The organism is Pedococcus bigeumensis (assembly GCF_006438965.1).
Lineage (GTDB): Bacteria > Actinomycetota > Actinomycetes > Actinomycetales > Dermatophilaceae > Pedococcus > Pedococcus bigeumensis_A.
Genome location: NZ_RCZM01000001.1, coordinates 20,641 through 44,436, shown reverse-complemented (window position 1 = coordinate 44,436; position 23,796 = coordinate 20,641). Strand labels below are relative to the sequence as shown.

20 protein-coding genes are annotated in these 23,796 nt (G+C 70.9%); 8 read left to right on the top strand and 12 right to left on the bottom strand.

Annotation, left to right across the window (positions count from 1 at the left end; translation table 11 throughout):
* The first annotated feature begins 3 nt into the window (after positions 1 to 3).
* The 4 genes from EAH86_RS00175 to EAH86_RS20375 are packed head-to-tail and all read left to right on the top strand — an operon-like array spanning position 4 to position 3,202.
* Positions 4 to 798: a prolipoprotein diacylglyceryl transferase gene (locus EAH86_RS00175; protein WP_140736625.1), complete on the top strand. Its 795-nt coding sequence runs from the start codon at positions 4 to 6 to the stop codon at positions 796 to 798.
* Complete coding sequence (locus EAH86_RS00170) at positions 795 to 2,399, top strand: radical SAM protein (RefSeq protein ID WP_338325216.1); 1,605 nt, start codon at positions 795 to 797, stop codon at positions 2,397 to 2,399. Before EAH86_RS00175 ends, EAH86_RS00170 begins: the two co-directional genes overlap by 4 nt.
* On the top strand, positions 2,396 to 2,701 hold the full coding sequence (locus EAH86_RS00165; protein WP_241668098.1) for a hypothetical protein: 306 nt from the start codon (positions 2,396 to 2,398) through the stop codon (positions 2,699 to 2,701). The genes EAH86_RS00170 and EAH86_RS00165 overlap by 4 nt, the downstream gene beginning before the upstream one ends.
* A 12-nt stretch (positions 2,702 to 2,713) precedes the next feature.
* A complete protein-coding gene (locus tag EAH86_RS20375) occupies positions 2,714 to 3,202 on the top strand; it encodes a hypothetical protein (protein ID WP_140736624.1) in 489 nt (162 codons plus the stop codon).
* A 34-nt stretch (positions 3,203 to 3,236) separates the two neighbouring features.
* On the opposite strand, the gene EAH86_RS00155 is transcribed toward EAH86_RS20375, so the two are convergent.
* The 4 genes from EAH86_RS00155 to EAH86_RS00140 form a co-directional block, all read right to left on the bottom strand.
* Positions 3,237 to 4,292, bottom strand: coding sequence for a hypothetical protein (locus tag EAH86_RS00155; protein WP_140736623.1), 1,056 nt, complete (start codon positions 4,290 to 4,292; stop codon positions 3,237 to 3,239).
* Entirely contained in the window at positions 4,289 to 4,621 is a 333-nt protein-coding gene (locus tag EAH86_RS00150) for a PadR family transcriptional regulator (RefSeq protein WP_140736622.1), read from the bottom strand. The genes EAH86_RS00155 and EAH86_RS00150 overlap by 4 nt, the downstream gene beginning before the upstream one ends.
* Positions 4,622 to 4,738: 117 nt before the next feature.
* Positions 4,739 to 5,605 carry an SDR family NAD(P)-dependent oxidoreductase gene (locus EAH86_RS00145; protein WP_140736621.1) on the bottom strand — a complete coding sequence of 289 codons (867 nt, stop codon included), beginning with the start codon at positions 5,603 to 5,605 and terminating at the stop codon, positions 4,739 to 4,741.
* Positions 5,589 to 7,103: a flavin-containing monooxygenase gene (locus EAH86_RS00140; protein ID WP_140736620.1), complete on the bottom strand. Its 1,515-nt coding sequence runs from the start codon at positions 7,101 to 7,103 to the stop codon at positions 5,589 to 5,591. Before EAH86_RS00140 ends, EAH86_RS00145 begins: the two co-directional genes overlap by 17 nt.
* A gap of 52 nt (positions 7,104 to 7,155) precedes the next feature.
* Here EAH86_RS00140 and EAH86_RS00135 point away from each other — a divergent pair, with 52 nt between their 5' ends.
* Positions 7,156 to 7,806: a TetR/AcrR family transcriptional regulator gene (locus EAH86_RS00135; RefSeq protein WP_241668097.1), complete on the top strand. Its 651-nt coding sequence runs from the start codon at positions 7,156 to 7,158 to the stop codon at positions 7,804 to 7,806.
* Positions 7,807 to 7,861: 55 nt separating this feature from the next.
* Here the strand turns inward: EAH86_RS00135 and EAH86_RS00130 are convergent, their stop codons facing one another.
* The 8 genes from EAH86_RS00130 to EAH86_RS20130 all read right to left on the bottom strand — a co-directional run bounded on the left by EAH86_RS00130 (position 7,862) and on the right by EAH86_RS20130 (position 14,497).
* Positions 7,862 to 8,806: a Ppx/GppA phosphatase family protein gene (locus tag EAH86_RS00130; RefSeq protein WP_140737428.1), complete on the bottom strand. Its 945-nt coding sequence runs from the start codon at positions 8,804 to 8,806 to the stop codon at positions 7,862 to 7,864.
* A gap of 14 nt (positions 8,807 to 8,820) precedes the next feature.
* Complete coding sequence (locus EAH86_RS00125) at positions 8,821 to 9,336, bottom strand: DUF501 domain-containing protein (RefSeq protein WP_140736619.1); 516 nt, start codon at positions 9,334 to 9,336, stop codon at positions 8,821 to 8,823.
* Entirely contained in the window at positions 9,333 to 10,061 is a 729-nt protein-coding gene (locus tag EAH86_RS20135; protein ID WP_206665689.1) for a septum formation initiator family protein, read from the bottom strand. The genes EAH86_RS00125 and EAH86_RS20135 overlap by 4 nt, the downstream gene beginning before the upstream one ends.
* 34 nt (positions 10,062 to 10,095) lie before the next feature.
* Positions 10,096 to 11,385, bottom strand: coding sequence for a phosphopyruvate hydratase (gene eno / locus EAH86_RS00115; RefSeq protein ID WP_140736618.1), 1,290 nt, complete (start codon positions 11,383 to 11,385; stop codon positions 10,096 to 10,098).
* Positions 11,386 to 11,511: 126 nt separating this feature from the next.
* Positions 11,512 to 12,435: a pseudouridine-5'-phosphate glycosidase gene (locus EAH86_RS00110; protein WP_140736617.1), complete on the bottom strand. Its 924-nt coding sequence runs from the start codon at positions 12,433 to 12,435 to the stop codon at positions 11,512 to 11,514.
* Positions 12,432 to 13,637, bottom strand: coding sequence for a PfkB family carbohydrate kinase (locus tag EAH86_RS00105; RefSeq protein WP_140736616.1), 1,206 nt, complete (start codon positions 13,635 to 13,637; stop codon positions 12,432 to 12,434). The genes EAH86_RS00110 and EAH86_RS00105 overlap by 4 nt, the downstream gene beginning before the upstream one ends.
* A gap of 115 nt (positions 13,638 to 13,752) precedes the next feature.
* Positions 13,753 to 14,112, bottom strand: a complete 360-nt coding sequence (locus EAH86_RS00100; protein ID WP_140736615.1) for a hypothetical protein — start codon at positions 14,110 to 14,112, stop codon at positions 13,753 to 13,755.
* Between the two features lie 67 nt (positions 14,113 to 14,179).
* Positions 14,180 to 14,497, bottom strand: coding sequence for a hypothetical protein (locus tag EAH86_RS20130; RefSeq protein ID WP_161988529.1), 318 nt, complete (start codon positions 14,495 to 14,497; stop codon positions 14,180 to 14,182).
* A 150-nt stretch (positions 14,498 to 14,647) separates the two neighbouring features.
* Here EAH86_RS20130 and EAH86_RS00095 point away from each other — a divergent pair, with 150 nt between their 5' ends.
* The 3 genes from EAH86_RS00095 to EAH86_RS00085 all read left to right on the top strand — a co-directional run bounded on the left by EAH86_RS00095 (position 14,648) and on the right by EAH86_RS00085 (position 23,737).
* Positions 14,648 to 18,829 carry a BTAD domain-containing putative transcriptional regulator gene (locus tag EAH86_RS00095; RefSeq protein ID WP_161988528.1) on the top strand — a complete coding sequence of 1,394 codons (4,182 nt, stop codon included), beginning with the start codon at positions 14,648 to 14,650 and terminating at the stop codon, positions 18,827 to 18,829.
* A gap of 145 nt (positions 18,830 to 18,974) precedes the next feature.
* Positions 18,975 to 23,186, top strand: a complete 4,212-nt coding sequence (locus EAH86_RS00090) for a BTAD domain-containing putative transcriptional regulator (protein WP_140736613.1) — start codon at positions 18,975 to 18,977, stop codon at positions 23,184 to 23,186.
* 47 nt (positions 23,187 to 23,233) lie between these two features.
* Complete coding sequence (locus EAH86_RS00085; RefSeq protein WP_140736612.1) at positions 23,234 to 23,737, top strand: 2'-5' RNA ligase family protein; 504 nt, start codon at positions 23,234 to 23,236, stop codon at positions 23,735 to 23,737.
* The last annotated feature ends 59 nt before the right edge of the window (positions 23,738 to 23,796 follow it).

Genomic DNA, 23,796 nt, shown 5'->3' with positions numbered 1-23,796 from the left:
TCGGTGTTTCCCACGTTGGGGGATCTGTTCGGGTTCGACCTCGCTGTCGACACCCACTCGGCGTTCGTCGCGCTCGGGGTGCTCACCGCCATCGGCATCTTCGCCCTCGAGGCGCGCCGGCGCGGCAGCACCGACGAGCGGCTCCTCGCCGTGGTGACCGGTGGGCTGGTCGGCGGGGCGGTCTTCATGCGGCTCGGCACCTGGCTGCAGCACGTCGACCTCCGGCAGAACGCCTCGCTCGCCGAGCAGTGGGCCTACGGCAACCGCAGCATCCTCGGTGGCCTCGTGGGCGCCTGGGCAGGCGTGCACCTCGCCAAGCGGTTGAGCGGCTATCGCCTGCGCACCGGCGACCTGTTCGCCCCCGCCGTGGCCCTGGGCATGGCCGTGGGTCGGATCGGCTGCCTGCTCACCGAGCGGCCCGGCACGCCGACGGGTACGTCGTGGGGGATCACCCTCGGCGACGCCGCCGCCGCGCGCACAGGCGCGCCGGCCGGCATACCGCTGCACCCGTCGTTCCTCTACGAGATCGCCTTCCACGCCGCGGCATTCGCCGTGATCTGGTGGTGGCTGCGCCACCGGCCGGTGCCCAGCGGCGAGCTGCTGGTCTGGTACCTCGGTGCCTACGGCATCGCCAGGTTCCTGCTCGAGTACGTCCGCGGCAACGAGGTCGCCTGGCTGGGCCTGACCCGACCCCAGCTGTTCCTCGCGGTGACGGTGCCGTTGATCCTCGTGCGGGTCGCGCTGCAGGCGCGTTGCGGCGCCTATGCGAGCCTGCGGCACGAGACAGTGGTCGCGTGAGCACCCGCACCGGACCCGGTATGCCGCTGCGTGGCGACCGCATCCACCGTTACGTCAACGCGTTCTGCCCCCTGTGCCACGAGGAGCAGCCCGACCGCGCGCTCACCGAGGTGCACCGGCTGTCCGGGTGGCTGGTGGAGCGCGACGGCCGGATCTGGCTGGAGCGCGGCTGCGCCACCCATGGCCTCGTCCGCACCCTCTATGACGAGTCGCCCGAGATCCTGACCTACCTCGAGGAGTGGACGGCGCCGACCAAGGTGCACACCCCGGACGTGGCGGGCAACTTCACGCCGGTGCCCGCGGCCTACGCCTACGGGCTGCCCGAGATGCAGACCCAGCACACCTGCATCCTGCTGGAGGACCTGCTCGACCACTGCAACCTCAAGTGCCCGACCTGTTTCGCGGCGTCGGCGCCGGCCCTGGCGTCGGTCGTGGCGCTCGACCAGGTGCTCGCCTCGATCGACGCCCGCCTGTCCCGTGAGAACGGCCGGATCGACGTCCTCATGCTCAGCGGTGGCGAGCCGACGCTCTACCCATGGCTGGCCGAGCTGCTCGACGCGGTGGCGGCACGACCGATCGTGCGGGTCCTGGTCAACACCAACGGGCTGACCATCGCCAAGGATGACGCGATGCTCGACCTGCTGCGCCGGCACCGGGACCGGGTCGAGGTCTACCTGCAGTACGACGGCGAGTCGGCGCAGGCTTCCACCCACCACCGCGGCGCCGACATCCGCCGGTTCAAGGAGCAGGCGATCGACCGGCTCTCCGGCGCCGGTATCTTCACCACCCTCACGATGACAGCCGCCCTGGGCGTCAACGACGACGAGATCGGGTTCGTCGTCAAGCGGGCCCTCGACACCCCCTACGTCGGCGGGGTGACGATCCAGCCGGTGTTCGGCTCGGGTCGCAGCGCGGGCATCGACCCGCACGACCGTCTGACGCACACGGGTGTCCTCGCCCGGCTCGAAGGACAGACCGCCGGACAGGTGACCTGGCGCGACCTGACCGCGCTGCCCTGCTCGCACCCCCACTGCTGCTCGGTGGGCTACCTGCTGCGCGACGACTCCGGCACCTGGCGCTCGCTGGTCTCCCTCGTCGGGCACGAACGGCTCAAGCAGTGGCTCGATCTCGAACCCGACGTGCTCGCCAACCGGATCGCCGACGACGCCCTGCCCGCCTCGCTCCGATCGGCCGTCAAGCAGTCCCTGCTCGACCTGCTGTCCGAGCAGTCGTCCCTGTCACATCCGTCGATGGCGAACATCTGGCGCGACGTCTGCTCCGGCTGCGACCTCGGCATCGGCACGCTCGCGACACTGGCTGCCGGGCGCCTGCCGGGGCAGCGCGAGAAGCTCCGCGCACTCCTCGGCGAGCGCGTCCTGCGCGTCACCGTCAAGCCCTTCATGGACATGAACACCATGATCGAGGAACGCCTCACCCAGTGCTGCGTCCACGTCGCCACGGTGAGCGACGAGGGAAGCCACCAGTGCGCCCCGTTCTGCGCGGTGCAAGCCTGGCGTCCCTTGTCACAGCAACGGATCTCGACGGCCGTGGGGCTGCCGATGGCGCAGGGTGCGAGCCCAGCTCGAGGGGGATCGTCGTGACGAGCGGACCGGACCCGCGTCAGGTGGCGCCGCCCCACGCTGACCAGCCGGCGCCCAGCACCACCGCGCCGTACGACCCGTTGCGGTTGTGCGTCTTCGCGACCATTGCCCTGCTGGGGTGGGTCCTGGGACCGGTGGCCCTGCTCGGCTTCGCGGTGCTGGCCATCGTGGGCTACGCCCGGGCTCGACGCGACGGGCTGCTGCGCTCGAGGTGCAAGCTCGGCGACACCCGCCTCGTCCTGGCCTACCTCGCCCTGCTCGCCGTCGCCGCGTGCGTCGGCATCTACCTGTGGATCGTGTGAGAGGGACCGGTCATGACACAGCCGCCACCGCCCAACCCCCATGGACAAAACCCCTACGGACAGAACCCGTACGGCCAACCACCCGGGAGCCCACCCGGCCTGCCACCCGGCCTGCCACCGGGCCAGCGTCCGCCCGGCCAGCCACCGAGCGGCCCGGTCGGCCCGTCCTCCGGTGGACCCTGGCGATCGCCACGGCGAGGTCGGTCCAACGTCGCGAAGTTCTGGACCGGCGTGGCCTTGTGCCTGCCTGCGCTGTTCGTCGCCGGTGCGCTGCAAGCGATTCCGAGGGCCATCGCCAGCTCCCTGTCGCTACCCCCGGAACTCGGTCAGTTCTCGACGCTCGGGCTGGACCTCGCCCTCTTCGGCGCCTTCATCACCGGTCTGGTGGCCGAGAAGACCCGGTTCATCGTCCTGGGGATCCTCGCCGGGATAGCCGTCCTTTTCGTGGTCGCCGCCGGTGCCTGCGTCCTCCTGCTGGCAGGCCTCGCGTCCGGCAACTGAGCCAGACACCACCTGTATGCAGGGTTGATGACAGCTAGTTCGTGGTGGTCGGCACCGGTAGCGAGGAGGTCGGGCGGACTGGCGGCGACGTGGTCGGCATGGTCGTGGCTGCCCCACCCGGCGTCGTCACGGTGCCACTCGGGCTCCCTGTGGGAGCTGTGGTCGGTGATGCCGCGGTCGCGGCCGTGCCCAGCGGCGGGATGGCGCTCGGCGGGGTCCAGACGTCGGGGTTCGTGTCCACACCGGCACCCTGGTCCGTCGGGAGGGGGAAGGTGTTGTCCCACGGGTGGCCGTAGATGTCGGCGGGGCCGTGCAGCGGGCTCCCGTCGGGGCCGAGGAAGCCACCCGCCAGGTCGACCGACTGACCGGTGTCGGTGAAGATCCGGACATCTGTGACTGGCTTGCCGTCCTTGTCGTAGACGTACAGGTTGCTGCTGGGCGTGCCGTTGAACTGCAGACCCGGCTCGCTCATGGGCTCCGGGTAGGGCGCGTTGTTGTAGCCCACGTAGCCGCGGGACGAGGCGATGGCCGCTCCGAGGGCGAAGACGACTCCAAGCACAGCCACGGCGTTGGCCGCCATCAGCAGACGGCGTGGCCAACCGACGAGCTCAGCACCACGCCGCCCGACGTAGACCGAGACCACGGCGCCGATGATGGCCAGCGGGTAGAGGAGCATGCTGACGGATCCCCAGATCACGAGCAGCCACGCCAGTGCGACGCCGCGCGCGATCCACCACACCGGACGCAGCTCGATCGCGAGGTCTCGCGCCTGGCGCACCGCCGGGTAGTCGGCTGCCAGGTTGGCAAGGTCGCGACGGGCCAGGTCCTTCTGTTGGGACCACCAGGTGGGCTTCGACTGCTCGGCACGCACGGGGAAGCCGGCTGCGGACCGAAGCTCCGCGGCATACTCCTGCGGCGAAGCCAACCCGGCGAGCCCCGAAGGCGACTCGGCCACCAGCTCGGACAGGTCCGCCTCGAGACCACCCGTCAGGTCGTCGAGGTCGTCCGGCGGCAGGTCGGCCAGCTCGGCACGGACAGCGGCGATGTACTGCGTGACGTCCTCGCCGGTCGGCAGCTTCATCGTGTTCATGCCTTCACCCCTGCTTCCTCGAGCAAACCGTCCATGGTCTGTGCGAATGCGTCCCACGTCTTGCCCTGCGTGTGCAGGGTGGCGCGGCCCTGCGCGTTGATGCCGTAGTACTTGCGGTGCGGGCCTTCGTCGGACGGCACGACGTAGGACGTCAGCGCTCCCCCGCTGTAGAGCCGGCGCAGCGTCCCGTAGACCGACGCGTCACCAACGTCCTCGAGCCCGGCCGCGCGCAGCCGCCGCACGATGTCGTAGCCGTAGCCGTCCTCGTCGGCGACCACGGCCAGCACCGCCAGGTCGAGGACCCCCTTGACCAGCTGGGTGGTGTCCATCCGCGCCCCTCCTGACTCGATAGTGTGTGGTGGACGGTACTATGCAGTCCGCACTACCGTCGACACCGCCACACCGTCAGCGTGTCGAGCTGCCGCAGTTCCGCCGAGCGAGGTCAGTCAGTGGGTGCGCTGCTTGGCAACTGACCGCTGGGCAAGACGCCGGGCACCGCTTGCCTGGGCCTGGATGATTGCGCGGGTCGGCCCCGGCGCGTACCGCAGCCCTCGCCAGGTCAGGTGGGCCATGGCCCCGACGGGGATGACTGCCTTGTTGGCGGCGAGCCCGTCGACGGCTCGCTTGGCGGTGAGCTCGGCCGTGAGGAACCTCGGCTGCAGCAGCCGGACACGCGAACGCACGCTGCTGCCACCAAAGCTGGCCGGTGCCTCGTAGATGTCGTCGAGCAGTGGGGTGTCGACGAAGCCGGGGCACAGGACGCTCACCCGCACGCCCAGACCGGCCGCCTCGGCGCGCAGCGCGGTCGACAGGCCGACCACCGCGTGCTTGGTCGTCGTGTACGGCAGCATCGCCGGGGCCGGGATCAGGCCGGCGAGCGACGCAGTGTTGAGGATGTGCCCGCTGCCCTGGGCGCGCATGACCTCGTAAGCCGCCGTGACCCCGTTGATCACGCCGCGCAGGTTGACGTCCAGAGCCTTGGTCCAGTGCCGCTCGTCCAGCTCCTCGAGCAGACCACCGATGGCGACACCGGCGTTGTTGACCATCACGTCGAGTCGTCCGTGGTCTGCGACCACCTGGCGCACGAGGGCGGTGACAGCCGCCGCGTCGGCGACGTCGAGGGTGGCGGCGCTGGCCAGCGAACCGAGCTCGGCGGCGGCGCGGACCGCGGCCTCGCCGTCGATGTCAGCGAGCACCACGTGACTGCCGCGGGCGATCAGCTCGACGGCGATGGCGCGACCGATTCCGGAAGCACCGCCGGTGACGATGGAGACCTTGGGTTCGAACGGTTCGCGCTCAAACGGCTTGTGCATCAACGGATTCCTCTGGTCGGATGGAGCGTGATGGCTTGCTGGGACGGGAGTCCACGGACGCGAAGTGGGACGGGTTGACCCTGCGGGTCCGCCACCAGTAGCCGATCGTCGACCCGGGCCACAGGCTGGTGTTGTTGCCGAACCGGTCGAGGTACCAGCTGCGGCAACCCGTCGCCCAGACCGTGTGCTTCGACCGGGACAGCATCTCCCGGGTGAACGCGTCCTGCGCCTGCCGCGTGGCGACCCGTGCTCCGCCGCGACCCTTGTCGATCGCCTGGAGCACGTAGTCCGTTGCGAACTCGATCATCGTCACGACGCTGTTGTGGCCGAGCCCGGTGTTGGGGCCGAGCAGGAGGTAGAGCTCGGGGAAGCCTGCGACGGTGATACCGAGGTTCGTGTGCATCCCGTCGCTCCACGCCTCGCGCAGCGTGCCGCCGTCCAGCCCGCGGATGTCGATGCGGTCCGTGCTGCCGCTCACGTCGAAGCCCGTGCCGAGGACGAGGACGTCCACGTCGTGGCGGGTGCCATCGGCCGTGATCACCGCTCGCGGCTCGACGCGCGTGATCGGATCGGTGACCAGGCTGACGTCCGCGCGCGCGAAGGTCGGCCAGTAGTCGCTGGACAGCAGGATCCGCTTGCAGCCGATCGTGTAGTGGGGGGTCAGCCTCGCCCTGGTCTGCGGATCGGGAACTGCCCGGGCGAGCTCGCGCAGCGCCATCCGCTGGACGAGCCCAGCGAGGACCGGCAGCCGCACGAACATCGGCGCCCGCGCCTCGAGAGCCCAGTAGGTGCGCCAGCGCACCAGTCGTTGCACCGCCGGCCAGCGGGCGAACAGCCGCTGCCGTTTCGGGCTCCACTCCTTGTCCTGCTTGGTCATGGTCCATGCGGGCGTGCGCTGGAAGACGGTCGTGTGGGCGGCCCGCGGCGCGACCTCGGGGATCAGCTGCACTGCGCTCGCGCCGGTGCCGACCACCGCGACCCGGCGCCCGTCGAGCTCGTCCTGCTCGGGCCACTGAGCGGTGTGCATCACCTCGCCCTCGAAAGAGGGCAGCCCCTCGATGTCCGGGAGCTTGGGCTCGTGCAGCGCCCCAACGCCGAGGACCAGTGCGTCGCAGGTCCACTGCCGGCCATCAGCTGCCGTCAGCGTCCAGCGACCCGCCCTCTCGTCGAACTCGGCCGTGCGCAGGTCGGCGCCGAACTCGATCCGGTCGCGCACGGCATACCGGTCCGCCACGTCACGCAGGTAGGCCCAGATCTCGGGCGCGGTGGCGAAGTCCCTTGACCACGAAGGGAACTGGGCGAACGAGAAGGAGTAGAGCCGCGAGGGCACGTCGCAGGCACACCCGGGGTAGCGGTTGTCACGCCAGGTCCCGCCGACGTCGTCGGCCTTCTCCAGGACGACGTAGTCGTGCTCGCCGCGCTGGGCCAGCCGGATGGCCATGCCGAGCCCGGAGAAGCCGGTGCCGACGATGACCACGCGATGGTGAGTGGGCGCCATGTCGCCAACTTACCAGCAGTAAGTTTGTCGGCATCGGGGATAGAGTTGCCGGGTGCCGAAGAGCCCTGCCACCCTCGCGTCGACCGCCGCGCCCGCCACCCGCGTCCGGATGCCGCGCGCCCAGCGCGAGGAGCAGATCCTCCGGATCGCCGAGGAGGTCTTCGCCGAGCGCGGTTTCCAGGCCACGACCATGGAGGACATCGCGGAGCGGGTGGGCGTGACCAAGCCGCTCATCTACGAGTACTTCGGCTCCAAGGAAGGTCTGCTCTCCGCCTGCATCACCAGCGCGCGGAGCCAGCTCCGGGTGGCCACCGAGGCGGCTTGGCAGGAGGTGGGGGCCGATGCCCCGCTCGAGGTCATCTTCCGTGCCGGGGTGGGCGCCTTCTTCACCTTCATCGACGAGCACGCCACCGCGTTCGTCCTCATCCAGCAGGAGGGCGCGGTCGCCTCCCAGGCCAGCCCGCTCATCGAGAGCATCCGCGAGCAGCAGTCCTCAGCCACGATGGCCACGTTCCGCAAGGCACCTGCCCTCGCCGCGGTGCCCGACCAGCTGCTCGAGGGCTACGTCGAGGTGATCATCGGCGCGTGCGAGCGGGTCGCCGTGTGGCGCACCCGTCGCCCCGACGTGACCGCCGAGGACGCCACCGAGATCGTCGTGTCGAGCGTGTGGGGTGGCCTGTCCGCCCTGGTGCCGCAGACCTGACCGCAGCGCGGCGGGACGGGATCAGGCGGGGGCCGTCCCGCGGCCCCAGTGGGTCTCAGTCCGCGACGGACAGGGCGATCCCGTCGAGGATGTCGTGCTCGGACGTGATCACGCGGTGCACCCCCAGGCCGGCGAGCCGGCGCACCACCTCGTGCCAGATCAGCGCCCCGGCACCGATGACGTCGACGCGGCCGGGGTGCATGAACCCCAACGCCGCTCGGTCCGCCCGGGTCATGTGCACGAGCGACTCGCAGGCCCGGATCACCTCGTCGGACGTCAGCTCGCTGAGGTGGATCCGGTCGGGGTCATAGGTCTCGAGCCCCAACGCGTGGGCAGTGATGGTGGTGACCGTGCCGGCCAAGCCGACCAGCGCGCTGACTCCGTCGAAGTCGACTCGCTCGGCAGCCAGGTCGATGGCGGCGTTGATGTCGCGGACGGCCGGCGCGATCTCGGCGTGGACAGGCGGGTCGGAGCGCAGGTGCCGCTCGGTCATCCGCACGCACCCGATGTCCACCGAGCGGGCGGCCTCGACAGAGTCCGTGCCACGGACGAACTCGGTGGAGCCGCCGCCGAGGTCGACGACCAGATACGGACCGGGTATGCCGTGAGCCCTCAGCTCGCCCGTCGCTCCCCTGAACGACAGGGCGGCCTCCTCGTCACCGGAGATGACGTCCGGCGCAATTCCGTAGTGGGAGAACGCTTCTCGCACGCCGGCCACGAACTCGTCGGCGTTGGACGCGTCGCGGGACGCGGAGGTGGCCACGAAGCGGACACGGACGGCGCCCAGCTCGCGGCACTGGGCGGCATACTCGCGGGCCATCGACAGGGTGCGCTCCATGGCGACCGGGTCGATGCGACCGGTGCGGTCCACGCCGTAACCGAGTCGCACCACCTCCATCCGTCGCAGCACGTCGACGAGGGTGCCGGTTGCGGGGTCGACGTCAGCGACCAGGAGACGGATCGAGTTGGTACCACAGTCGACTGCCCCGACGCGGGTCACGTGCGGCGCGCTGGTCACTCCCCCGCCTCCGGCTCGTCGTCAGGCACACAGGAGCCGGTCGCCCACCAGTCGTCGAGCATCGCCAGGGCCTCGTCGCCGAGCGGGTTCACGCCAGGCCCCACGGCAAGGGCGTGCCCCACGAGGACGTGCAGGCACTTCACGCGGCTGGGCATGCCACCGGCCGAGATGCCGTCGATCTCGGCCACCCGCCCGAGCTCGTACCGCCGCGCGAGGTAGTCGTCGTGCGCGGCCGAGTAGGCAGCGGCGAGGGCCGGATCGTCAGCGAGCCGGTCGCTCATCTCCTTCATCACCCCGAGTGACTCGAGCGTGGAGATGGCGCCGGTGAGCTTGGGACAGGTGGCGTAGAACGTGGTGGGGAACGGCGTGCCGTCCGGCAGGCGTGGTTCGGTCTTGAGGACGTCGGGCTTGCCGCACCCGCACCGGTGGGCGACGGCGGCAACCCCCCGCGGTACCCGGCCGAGCTGGGCCGCTACCGCGTCGAGGTCTGCCTCGGTGGGCTGGTCGCTCACTTGGCCGAGCTGGTCGTGCTGCCGGTCTTCGCGGTGCCGGTCGTGCCGGTCGTACCGGTCGTACCGGTCGTGCCGGTCGTGCCGGTCCCCGCCTTGGCGGGGTCAGTGGCAGCCGGGCCGGCATCAGCGACCTGGACCGACTCCCACAGCTGGCCGTACCAAGGGTGGTCGCTGGACGCGGCCGACGCCTTGGCGACGCCCGGCAGGGCCTTGGCGGAGGGCTTGGCATCGATCACGGTGTAGGACTTCTCGCCGATCTTGACGAACTTCAGCCGTTCCCGCGCCTGCTGCGCGACGTAGGCGTCGTCATTCCAGCGGGCCTGCTCCTTCTGGAGGTCGCTCACGCCCTGGCGCTGCTCGCTCACCTGGCCGCGCAGGGACTCGATCTCCCCCTGCTGTCGCAGGTAGGACCGCAGCGTGGGGACGAGGGTGACCGCGAGGAGCACGAAGATCGAGGCGAGCACGACGACCCGCATGACGCCCCGCGAGCTGCGGCGCTCGGGTGACACCGGCGTGCCCGCCACCTTGCGGGCCGCGCCGGAGGCAGTGGCACGCGACCGGCCCGGTCCTGCTCCGGGCCGCGCGGAGGACGACCGTGGCGCACCCGGACGACCGGTTCCAGCCGAGGCCCGGGGCGACGCGGCCCGGGGCGAGCCGGCGCGCGACGGGGCAGCCCGATGGACGGGCTTGTCCTGCCCGCCTGTGCCGTGTCCCGAGTCAGCCATCGTGAGTCCCTGTCGTCTCCCTGCGCGGTGGCCGTCAGGCCTTGGCCGCGAACCTCGGGAAGGCGCCGGCACCGGCATAGACCGCGGCGTCGTCGAGCTCTTCCTCGATGCGCAGCAGCTGGTTGTACTTGGCGACCCGCTCGGAGCGTGCAGGGGCGCCCGTCTTGATCTGGCCGCAGTTGGTGGCCACGGCGAGGTCGGCGATGGTGACGTCCTCGGTCTCGCCGGAGCGGTGGCTCATCATGCAGCGGTAACCGCTGCGGTGGGCCAGGTCGACGGCGTCCAGCGTCTCGGTGAGCGAGCCGATCTGGTTGACCTTGACCAGCAGGGCGTTGGCGGTGCCGGTCTCGATACCGCGCAGCAGGCGCACGGGGTTGGTGACGAACAGGTCGTCGCCGACGAGCTGGACGCGGTCGCCCAGCCGGTCGGTCATGGCCTTCCAGCCGTCCCAGTCCTCCTCGTCGAGCGGGTCCTCGATGGACACCAGCGGGTAGGAATCGACGAGGTCGGCGTAGTAGTCGACCATTTCGGCGGACGTCTTGGCCGCACCCTCGAACTGGTAGGTGCCGTCCTCGTTGTGGAACTCGCTCGCCGCGACGTCGAGGGCCAGTGCGATCTGGGTCCCCGCCTGGTAGCCGGCCTTCTCGATCGCCTCGAGGATGAGGTCGAGGGCCGCCCGGTTCGACTCGAGGTTGGGCGCGAAGCCACCCTCGTCACCGAGCCCGGTGGCCAGGCCGCGCTCCTTGAGGACGCCCTTGAGGGCGTGGTAGATCTCGGCGCCCCAGCGCAGCGCCTCGCGGAACGTCTCGGCGCCGATCGGGGCGATCATGAACTCCTGGACGTCGACGTTGGAGTCGGCGTGGCTGCCACCGTTGAGGATGTTCATCATCGGGACGGGCAGCACGTGCGCGTTGGGGCCGCCCAGGTAGCGGAACAGCGGCAGCCCGGCCGACTCGGCGGCGGCCTTCGCCACCGCGAGCGAGACGCCGAGGATGGCGTTGGCGCCGAGCTTGGCCTTGTTGTCGGTGCCGTCGAGGCCGAGCATGACGCCGTCGATGATCCGCTGCTCGCTTGCTTCGAAGCCCACGAGCTTGGGGTTGATCTCGTCGAGAACTGCGTCCACGGCCTGCTGGACACCCTTGCCGAGGTAGCGGTTCTTGTCGCCGTCACGGCGCTCCACGGCCTCGAAGGCGCCGGTGGAGGCGCCCGACGGGACTGCCGCGCGGGCGATGGTTCCGTCGTCGAGGGCCACCTCGACCTCGACGGTCGGGTTGCCCCGGGAGTCAAGGATCTCGCGGGCGCCTACTGCGTCAATCGTGGCCACAGACTTCTCCATCGTGGTGCCGGATGAGTACCCGCCCGAGGCTACCCGCCCGCGCCCCACCCATCGACGACCGACCCGCAGGCTGGACGGTATGCCGGGTGGCGACCACCCGGCATACCGTCGCCGTCAGACGAGGGCCTGGTAGGCGACCGCTAGTGCCGCGCCGAGGCGCGCGTTGTGGCGGACCAGCGCGATGTTGGTCTCGAGGCTGGCACCACCCGAGAGCTCGACGATACGGCCCAGGAGGAACGGCGTGATGTCCTTGCCGTGGATGCCACGCTCGGCACACTCGGCGACGGCCTGGTCGATGAGGCCGCTGATCTCCTCGGCCGGGATCTCGTCCTCGACCGGCACCGGGTTGGTGACGGCGATGCCACCGGCGAGGCCGAGCGACCACTTGGCCTGCATCATCGCCGCGAGGTCCTGCGCCGAGTCGACGCGCATCGGGGCGGTATGGCCACTCTCCCGCGAGTAGAAGGACGGGAACTCGTCCGAGCCGACGACGACGACGGGCACACCGAGCGTCTCGAGGGACTCGAGGGTGAGGCCGATGTCGAGGATCGACTTCACACCGGCGCTGACCACGGCGACATCGGTCTGGCCGAGCTCAGTGAGGTCGGCGGAGATGTCGAAGCTCGTCTCGGCACCGCGGTGCACGCCACCCAGACCGCCGGTCACGAAGACACGGATACCGGCCAGGGCTGCCAACCGCATGGTGCTGGCCACCGTGGTGGCGCCGTGCTCCTTGCGGGCGATGACGTAGGGCAGGTCGCGCAGACTGACCTTGGCGACGTCGGGGTGGGTCGCGAGCGTCTCGAGCTCGTCGCGGGTCAGCCCGATGCGCGGGATGCCGTCGAGGACGGCGATGGTGGCGGGCACTGCACCGCCGTCACGGATGATCTGCTCGACCTCGAGGGCCATCTCGACGTTGCGGGGGTAGGGCATCCCGTGGCTGATGATCGTGCTCTCGAGCGCGACGACCGGCCGGCCGTCGGCGAGCGCCTCGGCCACCTCGGTGGTGAGCTGGAGCGAGGGGTGCGGGGTGGTCATTTCTTCTCCTTGGACGTGCGCCTGGGGCTGGTCCTGGCGCGCTGGGTGGTTTCGCCGCGCTGGGTGGTTTCGCCGCGCAGAGATCGTCGGAGCTCTGCGTCGATGAGGCGGGGGGTGAGGTCGGGGCGGACGGTCTCGGGGCTGGCCACGGTGAGCGCCGCGGCCATCTGGCCGAAACGAGCCGCGTCGACGGGGGCGTCGCCGCGCATCAGGGCGTGCACGAACGCGGCGGTCATCGAGTCACCCGCACCGGTGACGTCGACAGGCTTGACTGACGGCGCGGGCAGCGTGACGACAGTCGCGCGGCCGTCGTCACCGAGGCTGCTCAGCAGGCTGCCGCGGACTCCCCTGCGCACCCAGACGTTGGTCACCCCGACGTCGTGCAGTCGTCGGGCCGCACGGGCGATGTCCGCACGGTTCTGGGGCACGGTCTCGCCCAGGATCGAGGACAGCTCGTCGAGGTTGGGAGTGAGGGCCAGGAGGGGGCGCTGCGGGGAGAGCATGGTGGCCAAGGGGCGAGCCTTGGCCACGCTCACCGGGTCCATGACGACGGGGACGTTGACTGCCGCGGCGAAGTCGAGCAGCCAGGCGGCCGGCGCCTGGGGGATGTTGCCGTCGAGGACCAGCAGGTTGGCGTGGCTCAGCAGGTCGCGCGAGCGCATCAGCTGGCGGACCGTCAACCGGTCGGTGGCCCGCATGTTAGACACCGCGACCACGAGCTCGCCGCTCGCGTCGAGCACCGCGAGATAGGTGCCGGTGGGGTCGTCCGAGGGAATCATGTGGTCGACCACCACACCGGCTGCGCGGGTGGCCGCGACGATCTCGTCGCCGAACGTGTCGCGGCCGACCGGGGCCACGAGGTGGGTGGGACTGCCAAGCCGGGCGAGGTTCTCCGCGATGTTGCGACCGACGCCTCCGGGGGTGCTGACGGCCGACCCGGGGTTGGACGTCCGCAGCTCGATGGCGTGGTTGGAGTGCGCCTTGATGTCCATGTTGGCCCCGCCCACCACGACCACCGAGTGGGCCTCTGGTCGGACGACGTAGCCGCGCCCGAGGATGGCCCCCTTCTTGGTGAGGTTGGACAGGTGCACCGAGACGGCCGCCTTGGTGGAACCCGTGCGTTCCGCGATCCCTGCGGCATCCAGGAGGGGCTGGGCTCGAAGCAGGTCGACGATGTCCCGCTCACGTTCGGTGAGGCTCATACTTGAAATACTAAGGGTTGCTTGGTTCTCCAAGCAAACGCCTTCCACCCACACGGGGGCAAGGCAGTGGCCCGGCACCTGTCAGCGCCGGGCCACTCCCCCAGGTCGTGCCCCGTCAGGCGGGGTGCGGAAGGTGGCCGTTCGCTCGCCGGGAGACCATGACCGCGCCTGCGCCGGCCAGGGCGACGCCGGCGAAGAGTCCGGCGCCGAGCTGCAGGAACTCCAGGCTGTTGTCGTCGATGAACCGGATGACCACCCGGGGCGCAGGGGCCTCAGGGGGCGCCGGTTGGGGCAACGGAGACAGCCAGTGGTTCTCGAGGGCATCTTGGGAGAGGCCCCTCCCCGAGGCAGACGTGCCGACGTCCATGGTGCCCGAGTCCTGACGGGCGGACGACGATCCCGCGATGGTGACGCCGAGCAGGACAGCGCCGGCGATGGAGAGTGATGCGCGGGTGGTGATGAGCTGGTGGTTCATGTCCTTGCCTTTCAGGTGGCCCTGCCGTGCGACGGCAGCGGGCGCGGGTGGTGGAGTGAGGTCCCGCTCAGGCGGGGTGAGCCATGTGGGCGTGGGTGCGGCGAGAGGCCAGGGCCGCACCGGCCCCGGCCAGAGCGATGCCGGCGAAGAGCCCGGCGCCCAGCTGCAGCACCTCGATGGCGTTGTCGTCGACGCGCAGGATCGTGGTCAGGTTCGTCGGCTGGGCGTCTGGGCCCTGGTAGCAGTTCGTGGAGCAGCGGAGCTCCTCTGCGCCGCCGTTGCCGGGGACCTCGCGGGCGCTGGCCGTTCCGGCCATCGAGAGGGCGATGAGGCCGGTGGCTCCGAGGATGGAGGCTGCCCGGCGGATGCTGGTGGTGTTCGACATGGTCCTGGTCCTTTTCTTGAGCTCTGCTTCCTGCCGGACGGGATGTCCACCACCGTTGTCGCACCGACCGGTACCGGGGCGGCATCGGCCCGGTATCAGCTGGGTATCAAGGCCATTGACGCAGTGGTGGCAGGGGGTCACATTCGAGGTGTGCGCATCGCCGTGCTCGGCCCCCTGGAAGTCGACGAGGGGCGGATCCTGCTGGCACCCCGGGACCAGGTGGTCCTCGAGGCCCTCGCCGCCCGCCCTGGCGAGACGGTGCGGGCCGAAGCGCTCGGGGAGGCACTCTGGGGAGAGGACCTCCCGGCCTCCTGGCCCAAGGTCGTCCAGGGCTGCGTGTCCCGTCTGCGGAAGGCGCTCGGTACCACGGCGATCGTGACGTCGGGCACGGGATATCGACTGGCCATGCACCGGGACGACATCGACCACCTGTGCTTCGAGGACCTCATGCTGCGCGCCAGTGAGCTGCTGGCGACGGGTGAGCCCGAGCGGGCCCGCTACGCCAGCGGGCAGGCCCTCGGCCTGTGGCGCGGTGACCCCCTGGAGAGGCTGACCGAGTGGGAGTCCGGTCGGATCGAGGCCGAGCGGCTGGGTGAGCGGCGCCGCGACGCAGAGGACCTGTATGCCGAGTCCGCCATCCACGCGGGCCGCCACGGCGACGTCCTGGGTGAGCTGCACCGCATGGTCGCCCAGCAGCCCACCCGTGAGCGGCGCTGGGGCCTGCTGGCGCTGGCGCAGTACCAAGCCGGTCGCCAGGCGGAGGCCCTCGGCACGCTCCAGCGCGCCCGCACCACCCTCGTCAACGAGTTCGGGCTCGACCCAGGACACCAACTGGCCGAGCTCGAGGAGGCGATCCTTCGGCAGGACCCCACCCTCGTCGCCGGGGTGGCGCTGCCGGCGGCCACGGCCGACTGTCCCTACCTGGGCCTGGTCGCCTACGACATCGGCGACGCCGCGGCATACTTCGGCCGCGAGGCCGACGCCACCGCCTGCCTGACGCGGCTCGACCAGGCCGGCGTCCTCGCGGTCGTCGGGCCGTCGGGCAGCGGGAAGTCCTCCCTGATCCGCGCGGGGGTGGCCGCGGCCCTGGTGCGCGACGGACGCTCCGTCCAGGTCGTCACGCCCGGCTCCCACCCGGAGGACGTCCTCGCCCTGGCGCCGAAGAGCCCCGGGGCAGTGTTCGTCGTCGACCAGTGTGAGGAGGCGCTGGCCCTTGCCGAGACCTCCCCGGAACGTGAGGCGTTCTTCACCGGTCTGGTCGACTTCGCGCAGCGGGGACCGCTCGTCATCTCCCTCCGCGCGGACCGCCTCGGCGAGCTCGCAGCCCACCCCGAGTTCGCGCGCCTCGTGGAGAAGGGCCTCTACCTCCTCGGCGCCATGGGTACGGCCGAGCTGCGCAGTGCCATCGAGGGCCCTGCCGCCCAGGCCGGGCTGCGCCTCGAGCCGGGACTGGTCGACCTCCTCGTGCGCGAGGCTGAGGGATCAGCGTCCGCATTGCCGCTGCTGTCCCACGTGCTGCGGCAGACGTGGAGGCGCAGGGAAGCGGACACCCTGACCGTGGCGGGGTATGCCGCGACCGGCGGGGTGCGTGCAGCCGTCGCCCAGTCCGCCGAGCGGCTCTACCGCGAGCTGACCGCAACTCAGCAGGGCATGCTCCGGGACCTCATGGTGCGGCTCGTCTCGTCCGACGACGCCGGCGGGCCGGTCCGCACGAGGGTGTCACGGCGCACCGTGACGTCAGACGCCGAGCACACCGCGGTGGTCGAGGCCCTGGTCGGGGCTCGGTTGCTGAGCAGCGACGGTGACACCGTCGAGATCGCCCACGAGTCCCTGGCCGTTGCCTGGCCACGGCTGCGGTCGTGGCTGGACGACGACGTCGACGGGCTTCGGATCATGCGGCACCTCACCGTCGCCGCCGAGAGCTGGGACCAGCTGGACCGACCCGACAGCGAGCTCTATCGCGGCGTCCGGCAGGCGCGAGCAGCGGAGTGGCGACGGGGCCACGACCCGGAGCTGACACCGCCAGAGCGGGCCTTCCTCGACGCCTCGGCTGAGCTGGCCGACAAGGAACAACGGGCCACGGAGACCCAGGTGCGTCGCGAGCGGCGGCTCAACCAGCGGCTGCGCCTCGGACTCGCCGGGGTCGCCGCACTGCTCGCCGTATCCATCGTTGCCGGTGCTCTCGCGCTCACCGCCCGGAACCAGGCCGACGATGAGGCTGCGCGAGCCGAGCGGCAGTCGGTCGTCGCCGATGCCCGACGTCTCGGTGCGGAGGCCTTGCGCGCGCCCGACCTGGACCTTGCCCTTCTGCTCGCCGCGGCCGGCGTCCATCTCGACGACTCCGTCGACTCGCAGAGCAACCTGACCGCCGTGCTCGACCGTGCACCTCAGCTCGTCGGTCTGGCCAAGGTCACCTCGCCGAACATGCTCTCCGTCCGCGCAGACGGCAAGGCAGTCGCCGTCGGCGGAAACTTCACCGGCGTGACCGTTTTCGACTCCACGGCGCACGCGGAGGTCGCCCGGAACCACGACATCCCCGTTCGCTCAGTTCGCTTCAACCCCAACGGGACGCAGCTAGCCGTTTCGGTCAACCCGTACATGGCAACAGGTGAGCGGCGAATCGACCCCGTGCCGCTGCGCATCCTCGACCCGGTGACGGCCGCGCTGGCGGACACCCAGCCGGGCGGGGTGCCCAAGGGGCGAGTCGTCCACCAGACATTTGCCTTCAGCGGCAACGGCCGCTGGCTGGTCGCTGGCTTCATCCACCCGATCCAGGCGGACGAGAACACCGCCTTCAGGGTGTGGAACACCCGCGACCTCTCCCATCCGGTGGCGTCCTTCACGGGCCCGTACCTCAGCGACTACGTCGCCGTCAGCGATGACGGCACGCGGGTCTACGTCGATGCCCAGGACGCCCTGGTCCACTCCTGGGACGTGGGCTCGGGTCGTGAGGTGGGCAGGGCCGCCATCGCCGGGCAGGAAACCTTCGCCCTCAGCCCAGACGGCACGACCCTGCTGGTGAACAGGGGCCAGCAGGTCGCACTCCTCGACCCCAAGCGCCTGACGGTGACGTCCGTGATCGACGAGGACGGAGGCATCGGTCCCATCGAGTTCTCGCCTCGGGGCGACCTCTTCGGCTACACCGTCGACGACGCCCTGGTCGTGCGCCGCCTAAAGGACCCGGCGACGGAGTACGCCCGGTTCGCCGGGGCAGGTGGCGGCGATGTGGGGTTCAGTCCCGACGGAAGGACGGCCTACAGCACAGCGGGCGACCGCCTCCTGGCGTGGGATCTCGTCGGCGACCGACGATTCCTGCGCTCGATCGACGTCCAGCCGCCGCCCGACTCTGCAGGAATCGCGGATGCACGCGTGTCCCCCGACGGTCAGACCGTGGCGAACCTGGTCACCGACGGTGACGAGTCCTACGCGGTTCAGCTCCTGGACGTCCGGACAGGACAGCGCAAGCCCCTGCCGCCGTTACGGCACACCCCGGGTTACTACGTCGACATGGCCTGGCGACCCGACAGCCGGATGGTGGCCAGCGTGCAGAGCGACCAGTGGGTCGACCTGTGGGACCGCGACACCGGACGGCTGCACGCGCGGTACCGAGTGCCCGATCGCTACGGCGTTCTCGACAGAGTGGGGTTCAGCGGTGACAGCACCCGGCTGGTGCTGGGGACGCACCTGGGCTGGGTCCACACCGTCGAGCTCGCGTCGATGGAGCTCGCCGCAGCCCCGGTCCTGGTCAAGGCCAAGGTCCCGGTGGCGTTCACAACGGTCAACCGGGATGGGAACCGAGCGATCGTCTGGGTGGGCGGACTGGTGAACTTGGTCGACATCCCCGGTGGATCGGTCCAACGCAGCGTCCACGTCGGGTTCAGCCTGGGGTCGATGGCCTGGTCGCCCGACGGGAAGACCGTGGTCGTCGCCGGACAGGACCTCGCGGGCGATGGCATCCTCAGGGTCTCGGTGCTCGATCCGCACACCCTGGCGACAACCCGAACGTTCTCCGGATCGCAGGCCTCAGGCTACGACCTCATCGCCTTCTCGGTCGATGGTGAACGATTCGTCACGGTGGGTGGCGGTGGGGTCTCTCTCTGGCAGGCACGTCCCCCAGAGCTCCTCGGAACGGTCCGTTCCGATGCCTACGCCGCCGGGTTCGACAGCGACAACGCCGCCATCCTGGTCGCCTCACCGCAGGGCGCCGTCTCTGCGTGGGATCCGAGGCGAGACGAGGCGGTCAAGGTCGCCTGCCGCATCGTGGGACGGGACCTGACCGAGGCGGAGTGGCGCGACCACCTCCCCGACCGCAAGCGCCAGCGGGTCTGCTGACGCATCGGCACCCCAAGGCGCGGGCGATTCGCCACAATCGCCCAGATCCGTTGGCAGTGGGCGGTTTCGGCACTCCTGCTCCGGCGGTATCACGCCGGTAACGCGGTGGTTGACCGGGAGCCCGACAGGGTCGACCGTCAGACGTATGGGTATCGGCATCCTCGGCCCGCTGGAACTCGACGGAGCGGAGTCCGCGCTCGGCCTGCGGGACCGCGTGGTCCTGGAGACGCTGGCCGTGCGCCACGGCCAGCCGGTCAGCGCCGACACCCTCGCCGAGGCGCTGTGGGGCGAGTACCCCCCGAGCTCCTGGACCAAGGTCGTCCAGGGCTGCGTTGTCCGGCTGCGCAAGGCGCTGGGCGCCGACACCATCGAGACCTCGACCCAGGGCTACCGGCTCCAGGTCCACCGCGACCAACTCGACCACCTGCGTTTCGAACACTTTCTCGACAGGGCGCGCGAGCTTCTCGCCAGCGAACCCGACCGCGCGGCATACCTGCTGCGGGAGGCACTGGACCTCTGGCGTGGTGAGCCGCTCGCCGAGCTGGTCGACTGGGCACCTGGCCGGGTGGCTGCCGAGCGGCTCGTCGAGCTGCGGCACGACGCCGAGGACCTGCTGGTCGAGGCGCAGCTGCTCGGCGGGCACCACCGCGAGGCCATCGCACCGGCCTTGCGCCTCGTCCGCGACGAGCCGATGCGCGAACGTCGGTGGGGCCTGCTCGCCCTCGCGCAGTACCAGGGGGGCCGACAAGCAGATGCCCTGCGGACCCTCCAGCAGGCCCGCAGGGTGCTGGTCGACGAGCTGGGGCTGGACCCGGGGGACGACCTGGTCACGCTCGAGCGGGCGATCCTCAACCAGGACCCCTCGCTCGCCGTCATGGCCGCCATCCCCGCCGGCGCACCCGACTGCCCCTACCTGGGTCTGGTCGCCTACGACGTCGACGATGCCCCAGCCTTCTTCGGCCGTGAGGAGGTCACCGCCGCCTGCCTGCGCCGTCTCGACGAGTCCGGCGTGCTCGCGGTGGTGGGGCCGTCCGGATCCGGCAAGTCCTCGCTCGCACGGGCGGGGCTCGCCGCAGCCCTGGAGCGCGATGGCCGACAGGTGCACGTGGTCACGCCCGGCGAGCGTCCGGCCCTCGCCCTCGACGGAGTCCCCAGGCGTCCGGGCACGGTGCTCCTCGTCGACCAGTGCGAGGAGGCCCTGGCTGGTGACGACACCTCACCGGAGCGGGAGGAGTTGTTCGCGGCGCTGGTCGAGTTCGCCCGCCGCTACCCCCTGATGATCACCCTGCGCGCCGACCGGCTCGGCGAGCTGTCCCCCCACCCGGACTTCGCCCGGCTGGTGGAGGGTGGTCTCTACCTCCTGGGCCCGATGACCGAGCCCGACCTGCGGCACGCCATCGAGGGCCCCGCCGCCCAGGCCGGGCTGCGACTGGAACCCGGGTTGGTCGACCTGCTCGTCCGCGAGGTGGCCGGGGAACCGGCCGCCCTCCCCCTGCTCTCCCACGTGCTCCGCCAGACCTGGCGGAACCGCGAGGGCGGCACCCTCACTGCAGAGGGGTATGCCGCGACAGGTGGGGTCCGTGAGGCGGTGGCCCAGTCGGCCGAAGGCGTGTTCCGCGGGCTGGACCCGGAGCACCAGGCGATGCTCCACGACCTGATGCTGAGGCTGGTCGCACCCGACGAGGCCGGCGACCCCGTTCGCGTACGGGTTCCCCGTCGCGCGGTCGCCGGCGACGAGGAGCACGCGAAGCTGGTCGAGCGGCTGCTCGGGGCACGGCTGCTGGCCACGGATGGTGACACCGTGGCGATCGCCCACGAGTCGCTCGCGGTCGCGTGGCCGCGGCTGAGGTCCTGGCTCGACGAGGACGTCGACGGCCTGCGGATCCTGCGGCACCTCTCCGTCGCGGCCGAGAGCTGGGACGAGCTGGGGCGGCCCGACAGCGAGCTGTATCGAGGGGCACGTCAGGCGCGCGCTGCGGAGTGGCACCACCGCACCGAGGCCACCCTCACCGACACCGAGCGCGACTTCCTGCACGACTCCGCGGAGCTGGCCGAGAAGGAGCAGCGGGCGACCGAGGCCCAGGTGCACCGCGAACGGCGGCTCAACCAGCGGCTGCGGCTCGGCCTCGCCGGGGTGGCCGCGCTGCTCGCGGTGTCGATCATCGCCGGCGCCCTCGCCCTCACTGCCCGGAACCAGGCAGACCAGCAGGCCCGGGCCGCAGACGCCCGTCGCCTGGGCGCCGAGGCATTGCGCTCCGAGGCGCTCGACCGGGCCCTGCTCCTCGCCGTGGCAGGGGTCACGCTGGACGACTCCGTGGACACGCGGACCAACCTGCTCGCGACGCTCGACCGCGCCCCGGCACTCGCGGGCAGCGCTCGAAGTGCCGGCCGGATCCTGAGCCTGGCGGTCAACACCGCGACCGACCAGGTGGCGGTCATGGCGCCCGAGGGCAACGGACTCGAGCTCTTTGACGGACCGACCCTGCGCCGGGTCCCCCTCCCCGAGAAGCTCGTCGGCGGATCGGTCTACGCCCGGCCCGACGGTCGGGGGTACGCGATCTCGATCTTGGCCGACCTGGTCGAGGACGGTCAGCCGCCCGTGCTCCTGCTGGACCGGACCGGAGCCAGGTCCGCGGTCCAGCTTGGCGGCCTCCCACCCCTGTACCACTCCAAGGACGCGGCGCCATACCCCCACAACCGCTCGTACCTCGGGTACTCCACCAACAGCCGCTGGTTCACCGCCTCCTTGATCCAGATCCAGGAGGAGGAGCCCACCCGTACGTACGTCTGGGACCTGGAGTCACCCAGCCGGCCCGTGGCCAGGCTCGAGCTCGGGCTCGAGGGCAGCGCTCCGACGATCAGCCCGGACGGTCGCACCCTCTTCTCGGCCGACTACCGCGGGGGCTTCGCGCCCCAAGGGGGACGCCTGCTCGTCACGGACCTGCCCGGCGGGAGGAAACGCCGCGCCCTGGTCCCAAGCGACCTGGGTGTCAGCCGGCTGGACGACGTGCTGGCCCTGAGCCCGGACGGCCGGACTCTTGCGGTCGGGGGCGGCTACCAGGCCGTCCTGGTGGATACCGCCACGCTGAAGCCGCGAGCCCACCTGACCGGACAGGGCGAGACCACCGCGCTCGCCTTCTCGCCGGACGGCACCCACCTGGCCGCGAGCGGAGACCGGCTGATGGTGTGGGACCTCAGCGGGGAGGAGCCCCTCGAGGTCCTCGCCCAGGAGGGTGAGGCCGACGACCCGGGGTTCAGCCGCGACGGGAAGACGCTCTACACCGCGACCTTCGCCGGCCTGGTCCAGACGTGGGACCTCGCCGGCGACCGGCGGTTCCTCCCGGCCGCCCCGCCCGGCGACCACCTTGACTGGGCCGAGCCCATTCCGAGGTTCTCCCCCGACCTGCGGAAGATCGGCTACACGCAAGTGGGACCCGAGTTCCGCGTCCGAGACGTCGCCACCGGCAAGCTCGGCGCCGTCGTGGCACCAACGATGACGCAGGCCAACGTGAACGACATCGCCTGGCACCCAGACGGCACCACCCTCAACATCACCTCAGGCGCCCCCGTCGTCGGGATCTGGGACAGCACCACCGGCCGACAGATCACCCAACGATCGATCGGACCACCCGAGTCGGCGGAAGGTGCCTACATCGCCTGGTTCAGCCTCGACGGCAAGCTCCTGCTCGTCGGCACCAACGAAGGGCGGCTGCACGTCCTCGACGCACGGACCCTGGCCCCCACGCGAGCGCCGATCCAGGTATACAAGACGGAGAAGGGTGCGCCCGTCGCGCAAACGATCGACGCGTTCAGACCCAGCGGCGACCTCCACACGGTGTGGATCAGGGACGCCATCGTGGACTACGTGGCCGGGACGGCCCGTCCCATGCCGGACCTCGGCTACCCGGTCGTGGCGCTGTACCCCTCGCCCGACGGGAGGCGCCTGCTCGTCAACGCGGGAGTCCCTGGAGTCGGTCTCCTCGATGCCACCACCATGAAATGGATCTCACGGCCCAGCGCCGCTCAGGTTGGGCTCGTGGGTGACAACACGAAGTGGAGCGACGACGGATCGCTCGTCGCCAGCGTCAACGAGGGTCACCTGAGCTACTGGGACGGGCGGACGGGCGCCGCCCTCGGCACTGCGACAGTGCTCCCGGAGTGGGGCGGCGACCCGGCCTTCTCGAAGGACGACAAGCGACTTCTGTTCGCGGGCTTCCACGGCTCCGTCCTCACCTGGGACCTCGACCCCACGACGTGGGTCAGCGCCGCATGCCGGCTGGCGGGGCGCGCCCTGACCGAGCAGGAGTGGCGCAACTACCTGCCGGACCGCCCGTACATCCCGGTCTGCGCGTCCTGAACCTTCGTTGCGGAGCGTGGTCCGCCCGAGCCGAGCACAATGCCCGTGTGGCTCTCGCGGTCTGCCTGCTCTTCGACCCGGACACCGACCGGGCGATCCGTCAGCTCTGGGCGGCCCTGGAAGAAACTGGGATCGGGACACTGTTGAGCCACACCCACGGGCGCCACGTACCGCACCTGTCGTATGCCGTTCTGCGCACCTTCGACGTCGAGGCCGTCGCATCAGCACTGGACGATCTGCCGGGCGGCCCTGCACTGGACCTGCGGTTCGACGCGGTGGGGCTCTTCCCGCGCGGGCGCGCTGCGCTGTTGCCGGCCGCGACATCGGCCCTGCTGGCCCGGCAACACGAGGTGGTCACCGCTGTCACGAACACCGGCGCTGACCTGCACTGGCACTACCGACCGGGACGGTGGATCCCGCACTGCAGCCTCACCACCGGCACGAGCCGTGAGCTGCTGCCGACGGTGGCGGTCCGCGCCTTTGACGTCCTGCCGCTCGAGGGCAGGGCTGTCGGCGCCGCCCTCATTGACAGCGGCACCGGTCAGCGCTGACCGCTGGCGGTCCTCCCCTGATGGCAGCCTGCGGGCAGTTCAGGCGGTTTGCCCGATAG